At 64.6% G+C, this 23872-nt stretch carries 23 protein-coding genes; 15 read left to right on the top strand and 8 right to left on the bottom strand.

What is annotated here, in order from left to right; all coding sequences use genetic code 11:
• Nucleotides 1–38 precede the first annotated feature (38 nt).
• The 7 genes from ACROSR_RS02910 to ACROSR_RS02880 are packed head-to-tail and all read left to right on the top strand — an operon-like array spanning nucleotide 39 to nucleotide 6416.
• Nucleotides 39–980 carry an ABC transporter permease gene (locus tag ACROSR_RS02910; protein ID WP_432682264.1) on the top strand — a complete coding sequence of 314 codons (942 nt, stop codon included), beginning with the start codon at nucleotides 39–41 and terminating at the stop codon, nucleotides 978–980.
• Nucleotides 981–1011: 31 nt separating this feature from the next.
• Nucleotides 1012–1896, top strand: a complete 885-nt coding sequence (locus tag ACROSR_RS02905; RefSeq protein WP_432682263.1) for an ABC transporter permease — start codon at nucleotides 1012–1014, stop codon at nucleotides 1894–1896.
• Nucleotides 1897–1900: 4 nt separating this feature from the next.
• Entirely contained in the window at nucleotides 1901–2953 is a 1053-nt protein-coding gene (locus tag ACROSR_RS02900; RefSeq protein WP_432682262.1) for an ABC transporter ATP-binding protein, read from the top strand.
• Nucleotides 2950–3927, top strand: coding sequence for an ABC transporter ATP-binding protein (locus tag ACROSR_RS02895; RefSeq protein ID WP_432682261.1), 978 nt, complete (start codon nucleotides 2950–2952; stop codon nucleotides 3925–3927). The genes ACROSR_RS02900 and ACROSR_RS02895 overlap by 4 nt, the downstream gene beginning before the upstream one ends.
• Before the next feature lie 23 nt (nucleotides 3928–3950).
• On the top strand, nucleotides 3951–5078 hold the full coding sequence (locus ACROSR_RS02890) for a M20 family metallopeptidase (protein WP_432682260.1): 1128 nt from the start codon (nucleotides 3951–3953) through the stop codon (nucleotides 5076–5078).
• Nucleotide 5079: 1 nt separating this feature from the next.
• Nucleotides 5080–5253 carry a hypothetical protein gene (locus ACROSR_RS02885; RefSeq protein WP_432682259.1) on the top strand — a complete coding sequence of 58 codons (174 nt, stop codon included), beginning with the start codon at nucleotides 5080–5082 and terminating at the stop codon, nucleotides 5251–5253.
• Between the two features lie 20 nt (nucleotides 5254–5273).
• Entirely contained in the window at nucleotides 5274–6416 is a 1143-nt protein-coding gene (locus ACROSR_RS02880; protein ID WP_432682258.1) for a M20/M25/M40 family metallo-hydrolase, read from the top strand.
• Between the two features lie 54 nt (nucleotides 6417–6470).
• Here the strand turns inward: ACROSR_RS02880 and phoU are convergent, their stop codons facing one another.
• From phoU to ACROSR_RS02850, 6 genes are all read right to left on the bottom strand, one after another.
• Entirely contained in the window at nucleotides 6471–7190 is a 720-nt protein-coding gene (gene phoU / locus ACROSR_RS02875) for a phosphate signaling complex protein PhoU (RefSeq protein WP_432682257.1), read from the bottom strand.
• An 11-nt stretch (nucleotides 7191–7201) separates the two neighbouring features.
• A complete protein-coding gene (gene pstB, locus ACROSR_RS02870; RefSeq protein WP_432682256.1) occupies nucleotides 7202–7999 on the bottom strand; it encodes a phosphate ABC transporter ATP-binding protein PstB in 798 nt (265 codons plus the stop codon).
• A 16-nt stretch (nucleotides 8000–8015) separates the two neighbouring features.
• The gene (gene pstA / locus ACROSR_RS02865; protein WP_432682255.1) at nucleotides 8016–9320 is read right to left on the bottom strand and encodes a phosphate ABC transporter permease PstA; all 1305 of its coding nucleotides are present in this window, start codon (nucleotides 9318–9320) and stop codon (nucleotides 8016–8018) included.
• Nucleotides 9321–9332: 12 nt separating this feature from the next.
• Nucleotides 9333–10709 (bottom strand): phosphate ABC transporter permease subunit PstC, encoded by a 1377-nt coding sequence (gene pstC / locus ACROSR_RS02860; RefSeq protein ID WP_432682254.1) that lies wholly within the window; start codon nucleotides 10707–10709, stop codon nucleotides 9333–9335.
• A 69-nt stretch (nucleotides 10710–10778) separates the two neighbouring features.
• Nucleotides 10779–11822: a substrate-binding domain-containing protein gene (locus ACROSR_RS02855; protein WP_432682253.1), complete on the bottom strand. Its 1044-nt coding sequence runs from the start codon at nucleotides 11820–11822 to the stop codon at nucleotides 10779–10781.
• A 408-nt stretch (nucleotides 11823–12230) separates the two neighbouring features.
• Nucleotides 12231–12518: a sll1863 family stress response protein gene (locus tag ACROSR_RS02850; protein ID WP_432682252.1), complete on the bottom strand. Its 288-nt coding sequence runs from the start codon at nucleotides 12516–12518 to the stop codon at nucleotides 12231–12233.
• Nucleotides 12519–12671: 153 nt separating this feature from the next.
• Here ACROSR_RS02850 and ACROSR_RS02845 point away from each other — a divergent pair, with 153 nt between their 5' ends.
• Nucleotides 12672–14093, top strand: a complete 1422-nt coding sequence (locus ACROSR_RS02845) for a dihydrolipoyl dehydrogenase (protein ID WP_432682251.1) — start codon at nucleotides 12672–12674, stop codon at nucleotides 14091–14093.
• A 29-nt stretch (nucleotides 14094–14122) separates the two neighbouring features.
• Here the strand turns inward: ACROSR_RS02845 and ACROSR_RS02840 are convergent, their stop codons facing one another.
• Nucleotides 14123–16639, bottom strand: coding sequence for a cation:proton antiporter (locus ACROSR_RS02840; protein WP_432682250.1), 2517 nt, complete (start codon nucleotides 16637–16639; stop codon nucleotides 14123–14125).
• Nucleotides 16640–16727: 88 nt separating this feature from the next.
• Between ACROSR_RS02840 and ACROSR_RS02835 the strand changes: the two genes are divergently transcribed.
• The 7 genes from ACROSR_RS02835 to modC all read left to right on the top strand — a co-directional run bounded on the left by ACROSR_RS02835 (nucleotide 16728) and on the right by modC (nucleotide 22614).
• The gene (locus ACROSR_RS02835) at nucleotides 16728–17120 is read left to right on the top strand and encodes a hypothetical protein (protein WP_432682249.1); all 393 of its coding nucleotides are present in this window, start codon (nucleotides 16728–16730) and stop codon (nucleotides 17118–17120) included.
• Between the two features lie 269 nt (nucleotides 17121–17389).
• Nucleotides 17390–18292 carry an ice-binding family protein gene (locus tag ACROSR_RS02830; protein ID WP_432682248.1) on the top strand — a complete coding sequence of 301 codons (903 nt, stop codon included), beginning with the start codon at nucleotides 17390–17392 and terminating at the stop codon, nucleotides 18290–18292.
• Nucleotides 18293–18508: 216 nt separating this feature from the next.
• Nucleotides 18509–19540, top strand: a complete 1032-nt coding sequence (locus ACROSR_RS02825; RefSeq protein WP_432682247.1) for an NADP-dependent oxidoreductase — start codon at nucleotides 18509–18511, stop codon at nucleotides 19538–19540.
• Between the two features lie 71 nt (nucleotides 19541–19611).
• Nucleotides 19612–19983 carry a winged helix-turn-helix domain-containing protein gene (locus ACROSR_RS02820; RefSeq protein ID WP_432682246.1) on the top strand — a complete coding sequence of 124 codons (372 nt, stop codon included), beginning with the start codon at nucleotides 19612–19614 and terminating at the stop codon, nucleotides 19981–19983.
• 65 nt (nucleotides 19984–20048) lie between these two features.
• The gene (gene modA / locus ACROSR_RS02815; protein WP_432682245.1) at nucleotides 20049–20822 is read left to right on the top strand and encodes a molybdate ABC transporter substrate-binding protein; all 774 of its coding nucleotides are present in this window, start codon (nucleotides 20049–20051) and stop codon (nucleotides 20820–20822) included.
• Between the two features lies 1 nt (nucleotide 20823).
• Nucleotides 20824–21501, top strand: a complete 678-nt coding sequence (gene modB / locus ACROSR_RS02810) for a molybdate ABC transporter permease subunit (RefSeq protein WP_432682244.1) — start codon at nucleotides 20824–20826, stop codon at nucleotides 21499–21501.
• Between the two features lie 3 nt (nucleotides 21502–21504).
• Nucleotides 21505–22614 carry a molybdenum ABC transporter ATP-binding protein gene (modC, locus tag ACROSR_RS02805; protein ID WP_432682243.1) on the top strand — a complete coding sequence of 370 codons (1110 nt, stop codon included), beginning with the start codon at nucleotides 21505–21507 and terminating at the stop codon, nucleotides 22612–22614.
• 36 nt (nucleotides 22615–22650) lie between these two features.
• Here modC and ACROSR_RS02800 read toward each other — a convergent pair whose 3' ends face one another.
• Nucleotides 22651–23697 (bottom strand): sodium:calcium antiporter, encoded by a 1047-nt coding sequence (locus ACROSR_RS02800; protein WP_432682242.1) that lies wholly within the window; start codon nucleotides 23695–23697, stop codon nucleotides 22651–22653.
• Between the last annotated feature and the right edge of the window lie 175 nt (nucleotides 23698–23872).

Below are 23872 nucleotides of genomic sequence, written 5' to 3'. Positions count from 1 at the left end.
GTCGCGCCGTCCTTTTCATCTGGAAGGCCGACCCGCAAATGTATGTCTATATCCTTCGCCGCCTGCTTGCGACCATTCCGATCATGGCGATCGTGGCGGTATTCGTGTTCATGTTGCTGCATCTCAGCCCCGGCGATCCCGCGGTCATCATTGCCGGTGACTTCGCGACCGAGGACCAGGTGGACAAGATCCGGGAACAGCTTGGCCTGAACGACCCCTTGTATATCCAGTTCGGGGGGTGGCTGGTCAATCTTCTGCAAGGCGACATGGGAGAGTCGATCTACTCTGGCCTGCCTGTCACCAGACTGATCGGTCAGCGTGTCGAGCCGACCCTGCTGCTGACCCTGTGCACGATGATCATCGCGATCAGCGTTGCAATTCCGCTTGGGGTGATCGCGGCGTGGAAGGTCGGGACATGGATCGACCGCGCGGTGATGACGCTTGCCGTGTTCGGCTTTTCCGTGCCGGTCTTCGTGATCGGCTACCTGCTTATCCTTGGGGGATCGCGCACACTCGGCTGGTTCCCCGTTCAGGGCTATGTCAGCATTTTCGAAAGCGTACCGGGATTTCTGTCGCATATCACCCTTCCGGCCCTGACGCTCGGGGCGGTCTACATGGCGCTGATCGCACGCATGACGCGGGCCACCATGCTTGAAGTTCTGAACGAGGACTACGTGCGGACAGCCTATGCCAAGGGGCTGGCCACCCGCACGGTCTTGGTCAAGCACGCGCTCAAGAACGCTATGGTCCCGATCAGCACCACGATCGGGCTGGGCGTGGCCCTGTTGATCGGCGGCGTCGTGGTGACCGAAAGCGTGTTTGCGATTCCCGGTCTCGGGCGGCTGACGGTCGATGCGGTATTGCGGACGGATTACCCGGTGATCCAGGGCGTGATCCTCGTGTTTTCCTTCACCTATGTGCTGCTGAACCTCGCGATCGACCTGACCTACGTCCTGTTCGATCCACGCATCCGGTACTGACCCCGGCCTTCGGACGTCAAAGGGAATCCCAATGAGCCTTCAAGTTCAAGAACTGTCCTTCGCTGCGCGCCTGGCACACCGTGTCCGGGTCGTGGCGGATGCGTTCCACCGCAATCCGACGATGCTGTTCGGCACTGTCGTCCTGCTGTTGATGGCCGGGCTGGCCTTTCTCGCCCCGTGGCTGGGCCTGCCGGACCCGATGCAACAGACCCCCCGCGAGCGTTTGCAGGCCCCGTCTTCCGACGCGCTGTTCGGCACCGACATGTATGGGCGCGATCTCTTCAGCCGCGTGCTGCATGGCGGGCAGGTCTCGCTGGTTGTCGGGCTCACGGTCGCCGCGCTGGCGACATCGCTGGGGTTGTTCATCGGTCTCGTGTCCGGCTTTATCCGGTCGGTCGATGCCGTGATCATGCGCCTGATGGATGCGCTCATGTCGATCCCGTCGATCCTGCTGGCCATCGCGCTCGTGGCGCTGTGGGGCAGCAGCGTGCAGAACGTGATACTTGCGTTGACCATCCCCGAAGTTCCGCGGGTCGTGCGTCTTGTACGCTCGGTCGTGCTGATGCTGCGTGACCAGCTCTATGTGCAGGCGGCCATCGCGTGCGGCACCTCGACACCGCGCATCCTGATCCGCCACATCCTGCCCAACACGATCCCGCCGCTGATCGTGCAGGCGACATACATCTGTGCGCAGGCCGTCATCTTCGAGGCATATCTCAGCTTTGTCGGGGCGGGGACGCCGCCGGAAATCCCGAGCTGGGGGAACATCATGGCCGAAGGCCGCATGTACTTCTTCCAGACCGCCGGGATCATCCTTTATCCGGGCGCGTTCCTGGCGCTGACGGTGTTCGCGATCAATACCTTCGGCGACGGGCTGCGCGACTCTCTCGATCCTCGCATGCAAAGAAGGGTCTGACATCATGACCGAAGACACAGTTCTCGCGGACCGCACCCTGCGTGCACAGGATCAGGCAAAGCCGGTGCTGCAGGTCGATGATTTGCGAACCTATTTCGACACCCGCGACGGCGTGGTGAAGGCCGTGGATGGCCTGAGCTTTGCGGTGAAACCCGGCGAGATCCTCGGCGTGGTGGGCGAATCCGGTTGCGGCAAGTCGATCACCTCTCTGTCCATCATGCAGCTTCTGCCCCGTCCCCCGGCGCGTTTCGCCTCTGGAAAGATCCTGTTCAACGGGCGCAACCTGCTGGAGATCAGTGATGACGAGATGCGCAAGATCCGGGGCAACAAGATCTCGATGATCTTCCAGGATCCGATGTCGTCGCTCAATCCCGTGCTCAGCGTCGGCGATCAGTTGACCGAGTCGATCATGCTGCATCAGGGCCTGTCCCAGAAGCAGGCGATGGATCACGCCATCGAGATGCTGGATCTCGTGCACATCCCGGAACCGCGCCGCCGTCTTGGTGAATATCCGCACCAACTGTCTGGCGGGATGCGGCAGCGCGTGATGATCGCCATGGCGCTGTCGTGCGACCCGTCCGTGCTGATCGCGGACGAACCGACCACCGCGCTTGATGTGACGATCCAGGCGCAGATCCTGCGATTGATGGAAGAAATCCGGGACAAGATGCAGACCGCGATCATCCTCATCACGCATGATCTTGGTGTCGTCGCCGAAATGGCCGACCGGGTGCTGGTGATGTATGCCGGGCGCAAGGTCGAAGAGGCCGACGTGAACGAGATATTCGAGAACCCGCAGCATCCGTATACACGCGGGCTGATGCGGTCGGTGCCGCGGCTGACCACCGAATTTTCCGGGGCGCGGACGGAACGCCTGTCGGAAATTCCGGGCATTGTCCCGTCGCTCACCAACCTTCCGGATGGGTGCACGTTCGCTGCGCGGTGCCGTTTCGCGACGGATCGCTGCCATGCCGAATACCCGCCCCTCGAGCCGAAAAAGCCCGACCACGTTGCCGCCTGTTGGGAAAGTGAAAACCTGCCGGACTGGACCCTATGACCGTGAAATCCGATCCTCCCCTTCTCGAAGTCAACAACCTGACCAAGCATTTCCCGATCCGCGGAGGGCTGCGGAACCGCGAGACGGCGCGCGTCTATGCCGTGGACGGGGTGTCGTTCAAGGTGAACGCGGGCGAGACCCTTGGCATCGTCGGCGAATCCGGGTGTGGCAAGTCCACGACCGGCAAGGTCATCCTGCGCCTCGACGATCCCACCAGCGGGCAGATCCTGCTGAAAGGTCAGGACATCACCCATGTCTCCCGCCGGGAAATGCACCCGTATCGCCAGCAGATGCAGGTGATTTTCCAGGACCCTTACGCATCGCTGAACCAACGTCTTCGAGCCGGTGACATCGTGGGCGAGCCGCTGGGCAACTATGGCACGCTGTCGGCCACCGAGCGCCGCGAGAAAGTGGCGGACCTCTTTGACCGTGTCGGTCTGCGGCAGGACGCGATGCACCGCTTTCCTTACGAATTCTCGGGCGGTCAGCGCCAAAGACTGGGGATCGCCCGCGCGCTCGCCCTGAACCCCGAGATCATCATCGCGGACGAGCCGGTGTCAGCGCTCGACGTGTCGGTGCAGGCACAGGTGATCAACCTGATGATGGACCTGCAAGAGGATATGGGGCTATCCTACCTGTTCATCGCGCATGACCTGGCCATCGTTCAGCATATCAGCCACCGGATCGGGGTGATGTACCTTGGCAAGCTGGTCGAGATCACCGACAAGCAAAGCCTGTTCCGGTCGCCACAGCACCCCTACACAGAGGCATTGCTGGCCTCGGTGCCGAACCCCGACCCGCGCAAGCGCCGCACGCGCACGGTCCTCAAGGGGGACGTGCCCAGCCCGTTGAACCCGCCCAAGGGCTGCAACTTCAACACCCGCTGCCCGTTCGCCGTGGATCGCTGCTTTCACGAGGAACCCGCCCTGCGCGAGGTTGCGCCCGGGCACATGGCCGCGTGCCATCTTCGTTGACACGTTTTTTGCCGGAGACCGAAATGACTGACATGACCGGGCTGGATCTGACCCGCAAGCTGATCGCATTCGATACCATCAATCCGCCCGGAAACGAATCCGACTGCGCAAGGTTCATTGCCGCGCTTCTCGAATCCGCGGGATTCCGGATCACCTGGCACGACTGGCAGCCGCAACGCCCGAACATGATCGCCACCCTTCCCGCCACCGAAGCCGCAACGCGCGACGTGATCGTCTATTCGGGGCATCTTGATACCGTGCCGCTGGGGCAGGCGGACTGGACCGTCGATCCCTTCGCCGGTGAGATCAGGGATGGCCGTCTTTACGGGCGTGGGACGTCGGACATGAAAAGCGGCGTCGCCGCCTGTGTCATGGCCGGGCTGGCCCTTGCCCGCGAACCGGTGCGCCGGGCCGAGGTCAAGCTGATCTTCAGCGCGGGCGAGGAAACCGGCTGCGAGGGTGTCCTGGCGTTGGCCAACCGTCCGGACCTGCTGGGCACATGCGAGGCGCTGATCGTTGCGGAACCCACCGACAACCGCCCCTTTGTCGGACATAAAGGGGCACTGTGGCTGTCGCTGGTCCACAAGGGCGTCACCGCCCATGGCTCCATGCCCGAAAAGGGGGTGAACGCGATCTTCGCCGCATGCAGGACCGTCGAGACGCTGCGCGCGTTCGATTTCGGCGTGGACGCGCACCCGGTCATGGGTGGCCCGTCCTTGAACGTCGGCAACATGACGGCGGGGATGAATGTCAACTCGGTTCCCGATCTGGCGCGGGTCGGCGTCGACATCCGCTCCACCGTCGGGCAAACCAATGCGCAGATCAGGGCGCAGCTTGCCGCGCTGCTGGACGACGTCGAGATCACACCCCTGACGGATATGGATCACGTCTACACCGATCCCGACACCCCATGGATCCAGCAGGTGTTTTCCGTGGTCCGGGATGTCTCGGGCACCGATCCCACGGTTGGCACGGCGACCTATTTCACTGACGCATCGGTGCTGAAGCCCGTGATGGGCAACCCCGCAACCCTCATCATGGGGCCGGGCGCGATGGCGATGGCGCACCAGACCGACGAATACTGCGAAACGGCCCTCATGGATCCCTGCATCGAGGTCTTCACGCGGTTGGGTCAGAGGCATGTCGCGTGACATGGCCGGCAAGACGCACTGCCTGGCCTGCGGTCATCCGCTGGATCGCAAGACCCCCAGGTGCCCGCAATGCGGCGTGGCACAACCCGTTCGGCCAGTCGGCGGTTTCATTGCGCTTGCGCTGTTGCTGGGCGGGCTGTGCATCGTGACCGTGGTCGCGATACTGCGAAACTGACACCCCGACCGGAGATGACAATGCCCCAAGATCCGCTGACCCTTCCCTTCGCGACCGACGAGATGTTGCAGGGCCTGCGCCCCTGGATCGAGACCGAAAGCCCGACCTTCGATGCCGCTGCCGTCAACCGGATGATGGATCTGGTCCAACACGACCTTGCCACGCTTGGTGCCCGTGTCGAGCGTATTCCGGGCCGGATGGGTCTGGGCGACAGTGTGCGCGCAACGATCCCGCACCCGCGTGCGGGCGACGGCGGGATCCTGCTGCTGGGGCACATGGATACGGTTCATCCGGTCGGGACGTTGCAGACGCTGCCGTTCCGGCGGGACGGCAATCTTTGCTACGGACCCGGCTTGATGGACATGAAGGGCGGCAATTACGTCTATCTCGACGCGCTGCGCAAGATCCTTGACGCGGGCATCGAGACACCGCTTCCGGTCACGGTGCTGTTCACCCCGGACGAGGAAATCGGCACGCCGTCAGCGCGCGCCCTGATCGAGGCCGAGGCAAAGCGCCACCAATACGTCCTCGTGCCGGAGCCGGCTTGCCCGGATGGCAGCGCGGTGATCGGACGTTATGCCATCGCCCGGTTCGACCTTCAGGCGCGCGGCACCCCCAGCCACGCCAGCTGGGCCTTGTCCGAGGGCCGCTCGGCCATTGCCGAGATGGCCCGAAAGGTGGCCGAGATCGAGGCGTTCACGACCGAGGATTGCTCCTTTTCCGTCGGCGTCATCCATGGGGGACAGTGGGTCAACTGCGTGTCGTCGCGCTGCGATGCCGAGGTGCTGAGCATGGCGAAGACCCAGGATCTTCTAGACGAAGGCGTGCAAAGGATGATGGGGCTGAACAGCGACGAAGGCGCAGTGCGCCTTGAGGTGCGGCGCGGCGTGACCCGCCCCCTGTGGCAAGAGGGCCAGCCGGGCACCATGGAGATGCTGGATGTCGCGCGCGGTATCGCGTCAGAGATCGGGTTCGACCTGCCCGCCTGTTCCGCCGGGGGCGGCTCGGATGGCAATTTCACTGGCGCGCTTGGCCTTGCGACCCTCGATTCGATCGGCGTTCGCGGCAAGGGTCTGCATACGCTGGACGAACATATCGAGGTAGACAGCCTTGTAGAGCGCGCACGGCTTGCTGCGGCGTTGTATTGCCGGCTCGGGGCCTGATCCCGTTTCATATGCAGGACGCGCCCGACCGGGCGCGCACGCGCCCTGCGCAATTCAGGTCGCTTGGCTCTCGGGCGCGTTGTACGCGGTCGTGTCGCCCTTGGGCCGGTCTTCGTCCGGCATCTCGCCGGTCACGAGGTAGATCGTCTGATCGGCGATCGAGGTCGCGTGATCGCCCATGCGTTCGATGTTCTTGGCGATGAAGTGAAGATGCATGCAGGCGGTGATGTTGCGCGGGTCTTCCATCATGTGCGTCAGCAACGAGCGGAACAGCGTATTGTACATCTGATCCACCTCAAGATCGCGCGTGCGCACATCCTCGGCCTTTTCCGCGTCGCGCTGAATATAGGCATCGAGCGAGTCTGCCAGCATGTTCTCGACCATGCGGACCATGCGCCGAAGCGCCGGAACCGTGCCCTCGATCGGGTTGGTCTCGACAAGGACCGTGGTGCGCTTGGCGATGTTCTTGGCATAATCGCCGCAGCGTTCCAGATGTGAACTCATGGTCATCACCGACAGAACCGTTCGCAGATCGCCCGCCGTGGGCGCGCGCAGGGCCAGAACGCGGGCTGTCTCGGCCTTTATGTCCTCGTCCATGCCGTCGATGATCTTGTCGTTGCGGCGCACGGTCTGGCTCAATTCGAGATCCCGTGTCTCAAGCGCCTTGATCGCGTTGCCGACGGCAAGTTCCACCTGACCGCCCATCTTCATCAGCCTCGCCTGAAGTCCTTCGAGGTCGCGATCGAACGAGGAAACGATGTGTTGCGAATTCATTTTACTGCTCCTTACCCGATCCGGCCGGTGATGTAGCTTTCCGTCCGGTGGTCCTGCGGGTTGGTGAAAATCGTGTCGGTGTCGCCGTATTCCACCAGGTTGCCGAGGTGAAAGAACGCCGTCTTCTGGCTGACCCGCCCGGCCTGCTGCATCGAATGGGTCACGATGACCACCGCGTAATTCTGGCGCAGTTCGTCGATCAGCTCTTCGACCTGGCTGGTGGCGATCGGATCGAGCGCGCTGCACGGCTCGTCCATCAGCAGGACCTCGGGTTCGGTCGCGACGGCGCGCGCGATGCACAGCCGCTGCTGCTGCCCCCCCGAAAGCCCGGTGCCGGGCATGTCGAGCCGGTCCTTGACCTCGTTCCAGATGGCGCCGCGTTTCAGGGCGCGTTCGACGATGTCGTCGAGTTCGGCCTTGTTGCTGGCCATGCCGTGGATCTTGGGGCCGTAGGCGACGTTGTCGTAGATCGACTTGGGGAACGGGTTGGGCTTCTGGAACACCATGCCGACCTTGGCGCGCAACTGCACCGGGTCGATGGACCGGTCATAGATGTCCTGCCCGTCAAGCTTGATCTCGCCCTGCACCCGGCAGATGTCGATCGTGTCGTTCATCCGGTTGAGACAGCGCAGGAATGTCGACTTGCCGCAGCCCGACGGACCGATGAAAGACGTCACGGTCTTGTCCTGTATATCGATATCGACATCCTTGATCGCCTGGTCGGCGCCATAGAATACCTGCACCTTGCGGGCGGCGATCTTGGTGTCGGTCTGGTCCACGTCGGGCTCCGTTCTTTTCACGTCGTACATTTGTTTCCGGTCCTTTCTACCATTTCCGCTCGAATTTCTGGCGCAGGAAAATGGCGATGGCGTTCATCGTGATGAGGAATGTCAGCAAGACGAGGATCGCCGCCGACGTGCGGCTGACAAACCCGCGCTCGGGACTGTCGGCCCAGATGAAGATCTGCGTGGGCAGGGCGGTGGCGCTGTCGAAGGGCCCCGACGGCGCCGACGTGATGAAGGCGTTCATCCCGATCAGCAACAGCGGCGCGGTCTCGCCGAGGGCCTGCGCCAGCCCGATGATGGTGCCGGTCAGGATGCCGGGCATGGCCAGCGGCAGGACGTGGTGGAACACCACCTGATGCTTGGACGCGCCCACCCCGAGGGCCGCCTCGCGAATCGACGGCGGCACCGCCTTGAGCGCGTTGCGCGTCGCGATGATGATCGTCGGCAGGGTCATCAGCGCCAGCGTCATGCCGCCGACGAACGGCGCCGAGCGCGGCATCCCGAACCAGCCGATGAACACCGCCAGCGCCAGCAGGCCAAAGACCACCGAGGGCACCGCGGCAAGGTTGTTGATGTTCACCTCGATGAGGTCGTTCAGCCGGTTCTTGGGCGCGAACTCTTCAAGGTATATAGCCGCGCCGATCCCCAGCGGGAACGAGATGATGAAGCAGGTCAGCAGCGCCCAGAAAGAGCCGACGATCGCGCCCTTCAGGCCCGCCACCTCGGGAAAGCGCGAATCGGCGTTGGTAAGCAGCGCCCAGTTCAGCGGTTTCGTGATCATGCCCCGCTCGTCCAGCGAATCGAAGCGCGCGATCGCGGCATCGTCGACCCGCCGTCTTTCCTGCGCGGTGTCGCGCTCTACCAGCCCCTTGTTGAGCTGGTCGAAATCATCGGCCGTGGGAACGTTCAGCGTGATGGTCTCGCCGATCAGGTCCGGATTGTTCACCACCCTGTCGCGCAGCGTGAACTGCGCCCGATCCGACAGGATTCGCGACAATTCCCGCGCATCCGACCGCTCCGAGATGTCAAGATCAGGGAAGTACTCCGCCATCGAGGCCAGAAGCAAATCCTGGTAGTTACCGTCTGACGGGTTGTCCTGCGGCACCTCGTCGGGGTCGATATAGACCTCGACCTCGATATGGGTCTGGGTAAACGCGTGATGCCCGGTCGCCACAAGCGAGGCGATCAGGATGAAGAGCATCAAGAGCGCGAAGCCGATCGCGGCAAGCCCGATGCCCTGAAGGGTCTTCTGTTTGCGATTGCGTCGCGACAGGCTCTGGCGCACCGCTTCGGTCGCGCGGTTCGGACCGGGGCTGCCGGCGTGGTCAGGGGTGATGTCGGTCATGTCTGCGCAGCCTCAATCATATATTTCACGGTACTTGCGGACGATCCGCAAGGCAAAGACGTTGATCACCAGCGTGGCAAGGAACAGCACCATGCCAAGCGCGAAGGCCGCGAGGGTCTTGGGGTTGTCGAAGGACGTGTCGCCGATCAATAGGGTCACGATCTGGACCGTCACGGCGGTCACGCTGTCGAGCGGATTGATCGTCATCTTGGCCATCAGGCCCGCGGCCATCACCACGATCATCGTCTCGCCGATCGCGCGGCTGACAGCCAGAAGCACGCCGCCCACGATGCCGGGGATCGCGGCCGGAAAGAGGACGTTCAGAACCATTTCAGCGCGCGTCGATCCAAGGGCTAGCGCGCCGTCGCGCAGGCTGCCGGGCACCGCCGAAAGCGCGTCATCGGCGAATGACGAGATGAACGGGATCAGCATCACACCCATCACGCTGCCCGCGGCCAGCGCGGTATTGGGCGCCACGTCCAGCCCGATGCTGTCGCCGAAAGCCCTGAGCGCCGGCGCGACCGTGAGAATGGCGAAAAAGCCGTAGACCACCGTCGGCACGCCGGCCAGGATTTCAAGCACCGGCTTGACCACACGCCGAAACGGGGTCGCCGCGAACTCGTTGAGATAGATTGCCGTCATCAGCCCCACGGGCACGGCGATCAGCAGCGCCACAGAGGCGATCACGATGGTGCCCAGAAAGACCGGCACCGCGCCGAACGCACCCTTGGCGGCGATCTGGTCTTCGCGGATGGGGATCTGCGGCTCCCAGTTGATGCCGAAGAGAAACTCGGTGAACGGCACCATCGAAAAGAACTTGGCCGTCTCGAAGGCCAACGCGAAGACGATACCGAGCGTGGTGAAAATCGCGACCGTGGCGCAGAAGATCATCAGCCCCGAGGTGATGCGCTCGACCCGCTGGCGGGCGCGGAAGTCGGACGTGACCCGGCGGCGCGCGTAGGCCAACAAGGCGGCGGACCCCGCCACGATGACCGCCAGCAACAGCCAGTCGCTTAGACCCTGCAAGAATATCAGTTGGTCGGCGGCTTCCAGCTTCCAGTCTTCGGGGGTTCCGAAGATGCGCCCGCCGGCGATCGACTTTATCTCGGCAAGGACAAGCTGGATATCGCCGAGCCCAAGCCCTTCAAGCACCCCCGACGGCAGGCTGGCCATGACCAGCGCGTCGATGGCCGGGCCTTCCAGCGCCAGCCACAGCAGGATCAGCACGAGGACCGGCACCAGCACCAACAGGGCAGAGAACATGCCGTGAAAGCTTTCGAGCGAATGCAGCCGCGTGCCGCCATCGCGGATCGCGCGGGCCGCCCGCATGTTCACGAAATACCCGACAAGGGTGAGGCCGATGAGAATGGCGAAGGCCGCGAGCGTCATGGCTATACTTTCGTCCGAAAATGAAATGGCCCGCCCGGACACGGTCCGGGCGGGCCGTGGATCAGCCGGTTATTCCGGTGCTTCCATGGTCTTGCCGTTCAGGACCGCATCCTGCACTTCGGCGCGACGCGCATCGTTCAGCGCGACCATGCCACGCTCGGTCAGGTAGCCGCCGGGGCCCATTGCATCCTCGGACATGTACTCTTCGATGAACTCGTTGAGGCCGGGGATCACGCCGCGATGCGCGTTCTTGACGTAGAAGAACAGCGGGCGCGAGACAGGGTAATCGCCATCGGCGATGGTGTCCGCATTCGGAGCCACGCCGTTGATTGTGACGGCTTTCAGCGTGTCCTGGTTCTCGTAGAGGAACGAATAACCGAAGATGCCCATGGCGTTCTGGTCGGAGTTCAGGCGCTGCACGATCAGGTTGTCGTTCTCGCCGGCCTCGATGAACGGCCCGTCGGTGCGCATGCGCGAGCAGTTCTCTTCAACCCAGTCACCGTCGAAATCGCCGTCAGCCACGTAGTCCAGCTCTTCACAGCCGGCATGCATTGCCAGTTCGACGAACGCATCGCGCGTGCCCGAGGTCGGCGGCGGTCCGAGCACGAGGATTTCGATTTCCGGGAAGTCGGAATTGATCTCGTTCCACATGGTATAGGGGTTTTCGACCCATTCACCATCGACCGGCACTTCGGCGCCCAGCGCGAGGTAGACTTCGCCCAGCGTCATGTCCCAGTCGTAGTCGTTCTGGTTCGAGATGGCGATCGACAGACCGTCGGAACCGATATTGGCTTGGGTGATGTCCTCGACGCCGTTCTCGGCGCAAAGCTCGAACTCCGACCTCGTCATGCCGCGCGAGGCGCCGGTCAGGTCGGGGTGCGATTCGCCAATGCCCTGGCAGAAGATCTGCATGCCGCCGCCGGTGCCGGTCGATTCGACGATGGGCGAGGGGAATTCGGTGCTGTTGGCGAACCGTTCGGCCACGGCCTGTGTGTAGGGGAACACGGTGGACGAGCCGACGATGCGGATCTCCTCGCGCGATTGTGCGCTTGCCGTCGTCGCGGACATGGCGGCCAGCGCCAGTGCCGAAACGGAAAGTTTGGTGTAGGACATGAAAGCTCCTGCTGTCAGTGTTTCGTTAAGGAACATCGCCGTCCTAAGCGGTCCGAGTGACACCTTTGCTATACTTTTGTAACGGTTTTATGAAACACTGATCGCATCGGTGTCGTCCTGTAGACCCCAAGCGTCGGTCGCGCGATCGCCCGCTGCGACCCTGCGGCAGCCATGCATGGATCACGGTAATATCAGGACAGACGCCCCCTGTGCGGGCAGTGCGTGTGGGCAGTGCGGCACCGCCGCCAGAAGCCTTGCGTTCGAATCGTGGGGGTGGGGGCTACAAGGCCCCGGTCGCTACAGGCAGGCACATTCCGGCAACGTCTATTCACATGTGTTGGCCCAGCCGCCGATACCCCGGTCGTCCGGGCCGGGAAACGTCACCCGAACGGCGCCTGCCTGAGATGTTTACTTGAACCGCGACATCGCGTTTTCAAATGCGCCGGAAATGCTGTCCCATGCCTTGTCGAACCCGGATTTCATGTCGCTCCAGGCATCGTCGCCGGCCTCGCGCAGCTCTTTCAGCTTGGCCTCGGCCTCGTCGCGTTTTTCGCGCATTTCCTTGAGCTGCTTTTCGTACTCGGCCTTCGAGTCTGCGGTGGCCTCGTCGACCTTGGCTTTCATCTTGTCGATCTCGGCGTTCCACTGGTCGATCTTGGCCTTAGTCTTTTCGATGTACTCTTCTTTCTCGGACATTTTCGGCTCCCCTTCTGGAGTGGATTGCGCATGACTACGCAATTCAAATCTATTCATTTGTGCGTCGCTTGAAAAGCATGCAGACTCGCGGCACGGAAATTGCGTGAAGGGACCCGATGCCCTGTCTGACACCGTCACGGAGAGATTGATCCCATGGAACCCAAGAAAGCCGACACCGTCATCGTGGGCGCAGGCAGCGCCGGCCTGTCCGCGCTACGCGAGGTGCGCCGTTACACCGATGACGTCCTGCTGATCAATGACGGGCATTGGGGCACGACCTGCGCCGCCGTGGGGTGCATGCCCTCGAAAGCGCTGATCGAGGCGGCGAAGACGTTTCACCGGCGCCATGCGCTCGACGCGTTCGGCATACGCGGTGGCGACGGGCTGTCGGCCGATATTCCCGCCGTCCTTGATCGGGTGCGCGTGATGCGTGACGGCTTTGTCGAGGGGCCGCGATCCACGCCGGACAAGCTGGGCGAACGGGCCATTTCGGGCCGCGCGCGCCTGCTTGGTCCGAACCGGCTGGAGGTGAATGGCCACGAGATCGAGGCCCGCGCCATCATCCTCGCGCCCGGCAGCAGCCCCGTCGTGCCGGGGCCGTGGGCGCAATTCGGCGATCGCATCCTGACGACAGACAGCCTGTTCGAGCAAGCAGACCTGCCGCGCCGTGTCGCCGTGGTGGGCATGGGCGCCATCGGGGTGGAGATGGCGCAGGCACTGGCGCGGCTAGGGCTGGATGTGGCCGGATTCGACGCGGCCGAGGGGCTGGCGGGAATCGACGACCCAGAGGTTCTGGCGACGTTCCGCCCGCTGATCGAGGCGGAGATGTCGCTGCATCTGGGGGGGCCGGCCGAACTGGACACAGCGGGCGACGCGATCCGCGTGACCGGTGCAGGCGGCAGCTTCGACGCCGACATCGTGCTGGCCGCGATGGGGCGACGGCCCAATGTCGCGGGGTTGGGGCTGGAGACGCTGGATGTGCCGCTTGACGACCGTGGTATGCCGCAGGTCGATCCCGCGACGCAGCGGATCGGTGATCTGCCGGTCTTTCTTGCCGGGGATGCCAACGGGTATCGCGCGCTGTTGCACGAGGCCGCCGACGAGGGGCATATCGCGGGCCGCATGGCAGCCCCCGACGCGTCGGCACAGGGGCTGTGTCGTCGGACGCCTCTGTCGATCGTGTTCTGCGCGCCGCAAGTGGCGCGGGTCGGCCCGCCGCTTTCGGATCTTGGCGCGCATGACATTGCCACGGGCCGCGCGGATTTCTCCGGACAGGCCCGCGCACGCATGGCGCAGACGGCGGCCGGGGGGATGCGCCTGCATGCCGATCGGCAGACCGGGCGCATCCTGGCCGCCGAAATGTGCGTGCCCGCCGCCGAACATCTTGCCCATCTTCTGGCCCTCGCGGTCGAGCGCGGCATGACTGTGGACGATATGCTTGCGATGCCGTTCTATCACCCCGTGCTTGAGGAAGGTCTGCGCAGCGCCTTGCGCGATCTTGCCAAGCAGGTGTGCGGCACGGGCGGATCGGACCTGTCGCGCTGCGAGGCGATTGGTCACGACGCGCTTGATTGAGCGATCCCAAGGCCGGCCGTTGACGCCCCCTACGCGGTGTCGGCATTGCCGACATCGAACAGCGTCTGCGGTTCGATGCCCCGTTTCGCCGCACTGGCGCGCACGGCCTCCTGCAGGGCCTCGCTGCGGTCCAGCAGGCGACGAAAGCGCGTCTCGTCGAGAACAAGCAGCGTGGATGGGGCAATCGCACGCGCCTCGGCACGCCGGGTTTTCTTCATCAACAGCGCCATCTCGCCGAACATCTCGCCCCGGCCAAGCCGCCAGGTCTGGCTCGCGGTTTCCAGCTCCACGGCGCCCGACGCGATGAAGAAGACACTTTTCGCGGTCCTGTCCTTGTGCATGACGATATCCCCGGCATTGACGTAGCGCGTCTCGAGCGCCCGGCCCAGGCGCTTCAGCGCGGCGTCGTCGAGATCGGCGAACAAGGGAAACTGTCGGACGACGTCTGTTCGCTGCAGCGTGATATCGAGGCGCGGACGTTGCTCGGCGGCGGAGCGGCGCGCCGCAAGATCCTGCATCAGCGCCGTATGGACCTCGGCGCCGATCAGCCCGTCCTCGCGCATCGCGGTGTATTCGCGTTCTTCCAGCCGCAGCGCTGTGCGCCGGATGAAGCGGCGCTGCAGTTTCTCGGCATAGCCCGGATATTGCAGGCGCAACCCCTCCAGCGCGGTTTCCACCGCCTCGACCCGCCGCGACAGCAGGTCGTGCAGCAGGTCTGCCACCCGCCGGCCGTGAATGCGGCGGATACGCTTGTCGATGAAGGCGCCCAGATCGCGCAGGATCAGGCGTTGCGACAGAAGGGCTTCGAAGCGGTCGGCGGTCATGCGTACGAGGGGCCGGGAAAACCCGAGCCGCCTGTGCAGGATCACCGCGGTTCGGAAGGCCCGCCCATACGCGACGCTGCGACGCGCCGCTTGCTGATATCCGCTGCGGCCCTGCGACCGCGCGCCCTCGATCAGGCGATCGGCATCCGACAGAACCTGTTCGGTCATCCGCGCCGAGATCGTCCGCTCGCGCACGCGGACGAGGATGGTGTCGCGTTCGTGGCCCGCCAGCGCGATCAGCCCAAGCGTCACGCGATCGCGATTGACGATATCGACGCTATCCTCGGCCAGTTTCACGGCGGTATCCAGACGTTCACCGAAACGCTTGGCCTCGGACCGGACGATATCGTGATCCATCTCGTAGTTCTCGGTCGTGCGCGCCACGTCCTCGCGCACGGTCTGAAGCGCCACCGCGACCACCTGCCGCGACAACGCCTGATCGAGCCGGGACAGCCGGTCGAGCCCGAGCCAGGTGATCACCGTCCGCAGCGTCGTGCCCTGCACGATCAGCGTGAAAAGCGTGAAACCGGTGGCGAGGATGCCGACGACGCGTTTGACCTCGACCGGTACCCGGAAACTCTCGGTCACGGCCAGCGCGAGCGCCAGCGTCACCGCGCCCCGCAAGCCCCCCCACAGGATCGCCACCCGGTAGGGCCGTTCGATCGCCGGCGACAGCCGCAGCACCGTCAGAAGCGGCAGGAACCCGAAGAGGATCACGGCCCGCGCGGCGATCGCGGCCGCGATCACCACGCCGACCAGCACGACATCCTCGACGCGGACCTCTTCCAGCAGGCGCGGGATCAAAAGCGCGGCAAGAATGAAGATCAACGCCCCGGCCCAATGGGCCAGAACGTCCCAAAGTTCGCGCAGATTGGTCCAGGCCTGCGGTGGCAGGCGCCCCGGCCCCGTCAGGTTCAGCGTCAGCCCGGCGGTGACCACGGCGATCACGCCCGACGCGCCGATGCTCTGCTCGGCGCCGATATAGGCGAGATACGGCAGCGCCACCGAGATCGAGATCTGCGCCAGTTCGAACTGGCTGAACCGCGCCATGATCCAGACCGCGATCCGCGCCGCAAGCCAACCGGTGATCGCCCCGCCGCCGATCAAGAGTGGAAACCGCGCGAACGCGGCCCCGAGTTTCGGGTCCGGCACGCCCAGCATCACGAATCCCATGAACAGACCGAAAAGGGCGATCGCGGCCGCGTCGTTCAGCAGGCTTTCGCCCTCGATGATCCGCGCCAGCCGGCGCGGCGCGGAAATCGACCGGAAGATCGACACCACCGCCGACGGATCGGTCGTCGACACGATCGCCCCGATCAGCAGGCAGGCCGCCAGCGGCAGCGAGCTTGCCCAGGATAGCGCATAGCCGACGCTCAGCGTGGCCACGATCACCGCCACGACCGCCAGCACCAGGATCGGCACCCAGTCGTCCAGCATCCGGCGCAGGTTCACGCCCAGGGTCACCTGAAACAGCAGCGTCGGCAGGAAAACGTAAAGAAACACGTTGGACCGTATGGGAAGCCCGAGAATGGCCTCTGCCACCGGATTAAGCGCATCGGTCAGGTCTGTGCGCAGGAAGAAGATAGCGCTGGCCCCGATCAGGATGCCGAGAATGGCGAGGATCACGCTATACGGAAGCCGCAACCGCGCCGCCAACGGCTCTGCGATCCCGATGAGGAGAAAAAGGGATGCAAGAAGAGTTGTAATCAGCACGATATCCATGACTGGAAACTAGCACAGCGATCACGGAGCGCATGCGCAAAAGTGGACCCGTGACCCCCGTTCCGTCCACAATGCCGGCGTCACCGGCGTGCTCATCGTTGCGCTGGGCATGCTGGTGGACCTGGCCCGTCGCGGGGTCAGCCTGCGGCTGCTTGCGCCCATTTTGCCAGTATTCGCTGTGACCGCGCCCGAGGCCGGCCCCGTCCCGGCCAGCTACACGCAGGCCTTCGTGCAGGCAGCAGACGGCCTTACACACAGCATTTCGCTGTTCCTGCCGGGCGTGGCGTTCAGGACACTTATCCAGACCGCCGGCAGTGCGCAGGGGCCACCCGACACGATCACCCGCGGCCCCAGACGCGCGGCGCAAGACAGGGTTGCGCCGACCGCTCATGACGTACGTTTTGTCCCGCGCCCGGTTACGTTCGATCGCACCCATTCGATGCGCACCATGCCGGCGTGTCATCGCGCGCCCGAAAACTGATCCATGTTAGCACGCCGTGGTCAAAAATGACCATTGTTGCGGGAATTGCCAGTGACGAGATCGCAAGATCCGGAACCGGTCGGAACGTCGATGACGCGGCCATGAAACACGGTCGCGTCCGGCAATGAAGTATCACGGTCAAATTGGTGCAGTGCCTCGACACGACACGTCAACGCGGGGCCTCTTCATGCTCCAGTCCGATCCGATCGAACACGGGCGATACGCCTGTTGGAAACGCGGTTCGCCGCAAATGGAGCATGGTTCCCACAATGAAAACCCTGAAAAGTACGACCTCGATACTGGCGGCCGCCCTGACGCTGCTGGTGGCGGTCGACAAAAGCCCGGCGTCGGCCGCGACCATCCTGGGGTCGGCCGCGGAATTCGCGGTTCTTGGCGCATCGACAGTCACGAATACCGGGCCCACCACGATCCAAGGTGATCTGGGCCTCTCGCCGGGGACGTCGCTCACCGGCGGCGGGTCGATCACGCTGACCGGCACGCAGCATGTCACCGATGCCGTGGCGTCCCTCGCGCAGACCGACGCCCGCGCCGCGTTCACCGCACTCGGGACAACCGCCAGCACGAGCGATCAGACCGGGGTGGACCTTGGCGGGCTCACCCTGTCGCCGGGTGTGTACAATTTCGACACATCGGCCCAGCTGACCGGCAATCTGACCCTGGACTTTGCAGGTAATCCCACAGGTATCTTCCTGTTCCAGATGGGATCGACGCTGACCACGGCCTCCAACGCGACCGTCAGCATTCTCAACGGAATGTCCGACAGCGGCATCTTCTGGCAGGTCGGCAGCTCGGCAACGCTGGGAACGGGCACGATATTCGCAGGCAATATCATCGCGGAATCGTCGATCACGCTCGACACGGGGTCGGCCATCCTGTGTGGACGCGCCATCGCGTTGACGGGGGCCGTGACGATGGACACGAACACGGTTTCCAATGACTGCGATGTGTTCGATGGTGGAACCGGACGTAGCGATTTCGGCAGCGGCGGCTTCAGCGGCGCCGATAGCACCAATGACGGACCGGCCGTGATCCCGTTGCCGGCTGCCGGTGTCCTTCTGTTCGGCGCCCTCGGCGGTCTCGGGCTGTTGCGGGCAGGTGCCGGCCGCGCCCGGCAGAGGCGCACCCACGTCGGTCTGCAAGTGTCGGCCTAAACCGTGTCAGCCGCGGAACCCGTCTGACACGCGGTATGTTCCGGATCGGGCCGGTTGGTCGAATGGCCCCCGCCTCCATCCTGAACGGGTGGGGGCGGTCTTCAGCTCGCGCTTCCGGTCCTGGTCTGTTATGCGAGACGCGCGGGCGATGCCCGCCTAATGCACCGGATCGCCACGAAACACGGTCCGAAACACACCAGAACGGAAACCTGATCCATGCCGCAGACAGCCGACAGCAACCGCCGCATCGTTCTTGCCAACCGGCCGAACGGACTGCCCGACGAGACCACCCTGCGCCTCGAGGAAACCGAGGTGCCGCAACCGGGCGCGGGTCAGATGCGCCTGCGGACGACCCACCTGTCGCTTGACCCGTACATGCGGGGTCGGATGAACGACGCGAAATCCTACGCGACGCCGGTCGAGATCGGCGGCGTGATGACCGGGCAGGTGGTGGCCGAGGTCGAGGCGTCGAACGTGGACGGATTCGCGCCGGGCGACCATGTGCTGGCCGGCAGCGGCTGGCAGGATTATGCCCTGTCCGACGGGGCTGGCGTGATGAATCTCGGGCGGTCCCCGGACAACCCGTCTTGGGCGCTCGGGATTCTGGGCATGCCGGGCTACACCGCCTATGCGGGCCTGTTGAAGATCGGCGAGCCGCAGCCGGGCGAAACCGTGGTGGTCGCGGCGGCCTCGGGACCGGTCGGGGCCACGGTGGGGCAAATCGCGCGCCTCAAGGGTTGCCGCGTCGTCGGCATCGCCGGCGGACCCGAGAAATGCGCTCACGTCACCGGGACGCTCGGCTTCGATGCGTGCATCGATCACCGGGCCGAGGATTTCGCGGACCAACTGGCAGCCGCCTGTCCCGACGGGATCGATGTCTATTTCGAGAACGTGGGCGGCAAGGTGCTGTATGCCGTGCTGCCGCTGCTCAACCCGTTTGCCCGTATTCCGGTCTGCGGCGTTGTTTCGTGGTACAACTTGACCGGCCTGCCCGAGGGCGGCGATCACGGTCCCGCCATCATGAGCACGGTCCTCAAGATGAAGGTGAAGATGCAGGGCTTCATCATCTTCGACAGCTTCCCCACGAGCCTCTATGACGAGTTTGCACGCGAGATGACCGGATGGCTGGCCGAGGGCAGGATTCACTACAAGGAACAGATCGTCGACGGGCTGGAGGCGGCGCCGGGCGCACTCAACGATCTTCTGCTGGGGCGGAACTTCGGCAAGATGGTCGTCAAGGTCGCGTAAGGCGGGCGACGCGTCGTCCACGCGGGTATCGGTCGCTTGCAAATCGCGCGGCGGACGCCGAATGTCCCGACATGGAACGGCAAACCCATCGCCCGCGTCTTCGCATCCGCATCGTCTTCGGTGATACCGAGATGATCGGGCCCGGCAAGGCGGAACTGCTCGAGCGTATCGACCGCTGCGGCTCTATCGCCGCGGCGGGCCGCGAAATGGGCATGAGCTACAAGCGCGCCTGGCAATTGATCGGAACACTGAACGCGATGTTCCGCGACCCGCTGGTGGACAGCACGCGGGGCGGGCCGGGCGGCGGCGGGGCGGTGCTGACCGATGCCGGGCGCGAGGTGCTTGACCTCTACCGCGGGTTCGAGGCGGACGCGGCAGAGGCCGGCGCGGCACGGATCACGGCGCTTCAGGCGCGTCTTCGCGATATTCCCGATGGAAAATAACGTTTGACAGTGTGATGCCCACCCGGCGATATGGTCGTACAAACATATCTCTCCGGAGCCACCGCATGCCCGCCTTGATCCATCCCCGCACGTGTCTTGCCGCGTTGGCCGTCATGATCCTGATCGCGGCCCCGGTGCCCGGCCGCGCCGGGACCGCGCTTGCCGCCGTCGCAGCGAATTTCGCTGAAACCGCAGAGGCGCTCGTGCCGGCATTCCGCGCCGAGACCGGGCATGACATACGCCTGACCACCGGCTCGACCGGCAAGCTTTATGCCCAGATCCGTGCGGGGGCGCCGTTCGATCTGCTCTTGTCCGCCGATTCCGACACGCCGGCCCGGCTACTGGCCGAGGGTCACGCGGTCGAGGGCAGCAGCTTCACCTATGCCGTGGGCCGCCTCGCGCTGTGGAGCGCCGACCCCGACCGCATCGACGGGGACGGGCGCGCGGCACTCGACGATCCCGATCTGCGCTTCTTGGCCATCGCCAATCCCGATCTCGCCCCGTATGGCGTGGCCGCGCGCGAGGCGCTGCGCGCTCTCGGGATCTGGGACACGTTTCAGCCCAGGATCGTGATGGGCCAGAATGTCGGCCAGACCCATTCCATGGTGGCCACCGGCGCCGCAGAGCTGGGATTCGTCGCGCTGTCGGCGGTGATCAGCCCGCGCGCGGGGTCCACCGGCAGCCGGTGGGACGTGCCGCAGGATCTGTTTGCACCGATCCGGCAGGACGCGGTTCTGCTGTCACCCGACAACGCGGCGGCGCGGGCGTTTCTGGAGTTCCTGCGCAGCGAACACGCCGCCGAGGTGATCGACCGCTTCGGGTACGGCACGGCCGACTGACATGGAGCTGCCCGATCTTGGCCCGCTCTGGCTGACGATCCGGCTGGCGGCCGTTACGACGGCCATCCTGCTGGTTATCGGCACGCCGATCGCATGGTGGCTGGCCTTTACCCGGTCGCGTCTGAAATCGGTTGTCGAGGCGATAACGGCGCTGCCGCTGGTGCTGCCGCCGACGGTGCTGGGCTTTTACCTGCTGATCTTTCTCAGCCCCAACTCGGCTCTTGGCGGGGCGTGGCTATCGGTGACGGGATCGACGCTGACATTCTCGTTTCTCGGGTTGATCGTGGCCTCGGTGCTTTATTCGCTGCCCTTCATGGTTCAGCCGTTGCAGGGCGCGTTTGAAAGCGTCGGCCGCGCGCCCCTCGAGGCCGCCGCCTCGTTGCGGGCCTCCCCGCTGGATGCGTTCTTCAGCGTGGCGACGCCGATGGCGCTGCGTGGATACCTGACCGCAACCGTGCTGAGTTTCGCGCATACGATCGGCGAGTTCGGCGTGGTCCTGATGGTGGGCGGCAATATCCCCGGCCAGACCAAGGTCGTGTCGATCCAGATCTACGAAGAGGTCGAGACGGTCAACTACGCCGCCGCGCACGGCCTCGCGGCGATCCTGCTGGTGTTCTCGTTCACGGTTCTTCTTGCGGTCTACAGTGTCAACCGGCGGTTTCCTGTCCATGCGGGGTAGGCCATGACCCAGCTTACCACCGATGTGCGTGTCGGATATCCGGGCTTTACGCTGGAGATCGCGCAGCAGTTTCCCCTGCAGGGCATCACCGCGCTGTTCGGGCCCTCGGGCTGCGGCAAGTCCACGCTTTTGCGGATCATCGCGGGGTATGAACGGCGGGCGTCGGGGCGTGTCACCTATGGCGACGAGGTCTGGTTGGGCGCGGGGTCCGCAATGCCGCCGCATCGGCGCGGCGTGGGCTATGTCTTTCAGGATGCGCGGTTGTTTCCACACCTGACCACGCACGGGAACCTGACCTATGCGCACAAGCGGGCCGCGACCCTGCCGGGCCGCTACTCCTTTGACGATGTGGTCGATGGCCTCGACCTCGCGCCGCTGTTCGATCGCCGCACCGATCAGCTTTCGGGCGGCGAGCGGCAGCGCGTGGCCATCGGGCGCACGCTTCTGGCGCGACCCCGGCTGTTGCTGATGGACGAACCGCTCGCCGCGCTCGACACCCGCCGCAAGGGCGAGATCCTGCCCTATATCAACCGCCTGCCACGCGCCTTCGACGTGCCCGTGATCTATGTCACACACGCCCTCGAAGAGGTGACGCAGCTTTGCGACCGCATCGTGGCATTGGCCGAGGGGCGCGTGGTCGCCGCCGGCGGCGTGGTCGAGACACTGGAACGGCTCGATCTGGCCGATGTGCAGGGACGGTTCGAGGCGGGCACGATGCTGACGGGGCGGATCGTCGCACAGGACAGCGCGCTGCATCTCAGCCGGGTGGATCTTGGCGGGGACCGGATCGAGGTGCCGCAGATCCGGCTGGGCGTGGGACAGGACGTCCGGCTGCGGGTGCGCGCGCGCGACGTCTCGCTGGCGCTGTCGCGCCCCGAGGGCCTGAGCATCCGCAACATTCTGGATGCAACGGTGTTGACCATCGACCCCGAGCCGGCGTCGGCCTTCGCCGAGGTGCTGCTGGACGTCGGTGGGCAGCATCTGCGCGCGCGTGTCACCCGCGCCGCCATCGCGGATCTCGGCCTGACGACGGGTCAGCCGGTCCTTGCACTGGTCAAGGCCGTGTCGTTCGACCGCCAGGCCCTGCCGCGCGGGATTGCACCCGGCGAATGACGCGGTAACCCGCAACCCTGACGGGCCATTGCGCCCTCACGCGGGCGGGACTGCCATCACCTGCAACACGATCGCCCCGGCGTAGATGCCCAGCAGGGCCACGCTTTCCATGCCGATGCCGCCGGGGCCGTCCCGTTGACGCAGGATCAGGCCGCCCAGAAGAACCGCGGTCATCAGAAGCGCCGTCAGGTTCCAGAACTGATCCCCCATGCCGATCGCATGATAGAGGGATCCGTCGCGATAGGAGATGTCGGCCGCACTCAGAAACAGCGTGTCGAACGTGTTGCCTCCGATGATCCCGCCAACGGCAAGCTGCAAGGCGCCGCGACGTACCGCCGCGATGGTCGTCACCAGTTCGGGCAGCGACGTCACGACCGCCGTCGCCAATGCCCCCACAAGCGATTCCGACAGTGCCAGCCGACCGCTTAGGGCACCCGCCGTCTTGGCGATGACCCAGCCCGCAGCCCCCATGAAAAGCATCAGCAGCAACAGGTTCAGGAAAAGCCGCGCGGTGCTTGTCTGCGCGGCCGCGGCGCTCTCGCTTTCGGGTGTGTCCTCGCGGGTATCGGCCGTCGCCACCGGCCGCCACATGGGGGTTTCCCGCAAGGCGCGGGTGACGAACAGCGCGCTGACATAGATGATCGGGATCGCGAGGGACACCGGGTGGACGGCCATCACCGTGACGTCGGTCCAGGTCGAGGCAAGAAGCGGCAGCGTCAACAGCACGATCAACGTGACCGACTGGAAGATATTGGCGAGGTCGGCGGCGGCATGTTCCAGATTGGCCCGGCGGTACACGATATCCGCGACCGCCAGAAAGGCGGTCTGCGCGGCGATGCCCCCGATACTGTTGGAGTAGGCCAGCGACGCGTATCCGTCGAGGGCCACGGTGACCGACACGATCACGCCGCTCAACGATGTTGCGGCCCCAAGCAGGACGGCCCCCGCGATCGCCTCGCCGATCCCGGTACGGTCCGCCAGACGGTCCACGACCGTCGTGATTTTCAAGCCGGTGACCAGCACCGTGGCTGCCGCCAGTGCGAAGCCGAGCGATAGTTCGGTCAGCGACCAGCTTTCAAACATGACACGGTCCTTTCATGTCGGACAGTCCTGCACGTCCCGCAGGTCCTTGGTACCGCATTGCAGGCAAATATCTTATAACCATTTGTCGCAATGGGTTTCGTCGTGACGCGGGGATGAACGCCCGCCACGGCCGATGGGCCGTGTTGATGCTGCCCCGCATATCGCACCGCTGAGC

The organism is Roseovarius tibetensis (assembly GCF_050896375.1).
Lineage (GTDB): Bacteria > Pseudomonadota > Alphaproteobacteria > Rhodobacterales > Rhodobacteraceae > Roseovarius > Roseovarius tibetensis.
Note: the sequence above shows the minus strand (reverse complement) of the source record. Positions and strands in the feature narration are given on the sequence as shown.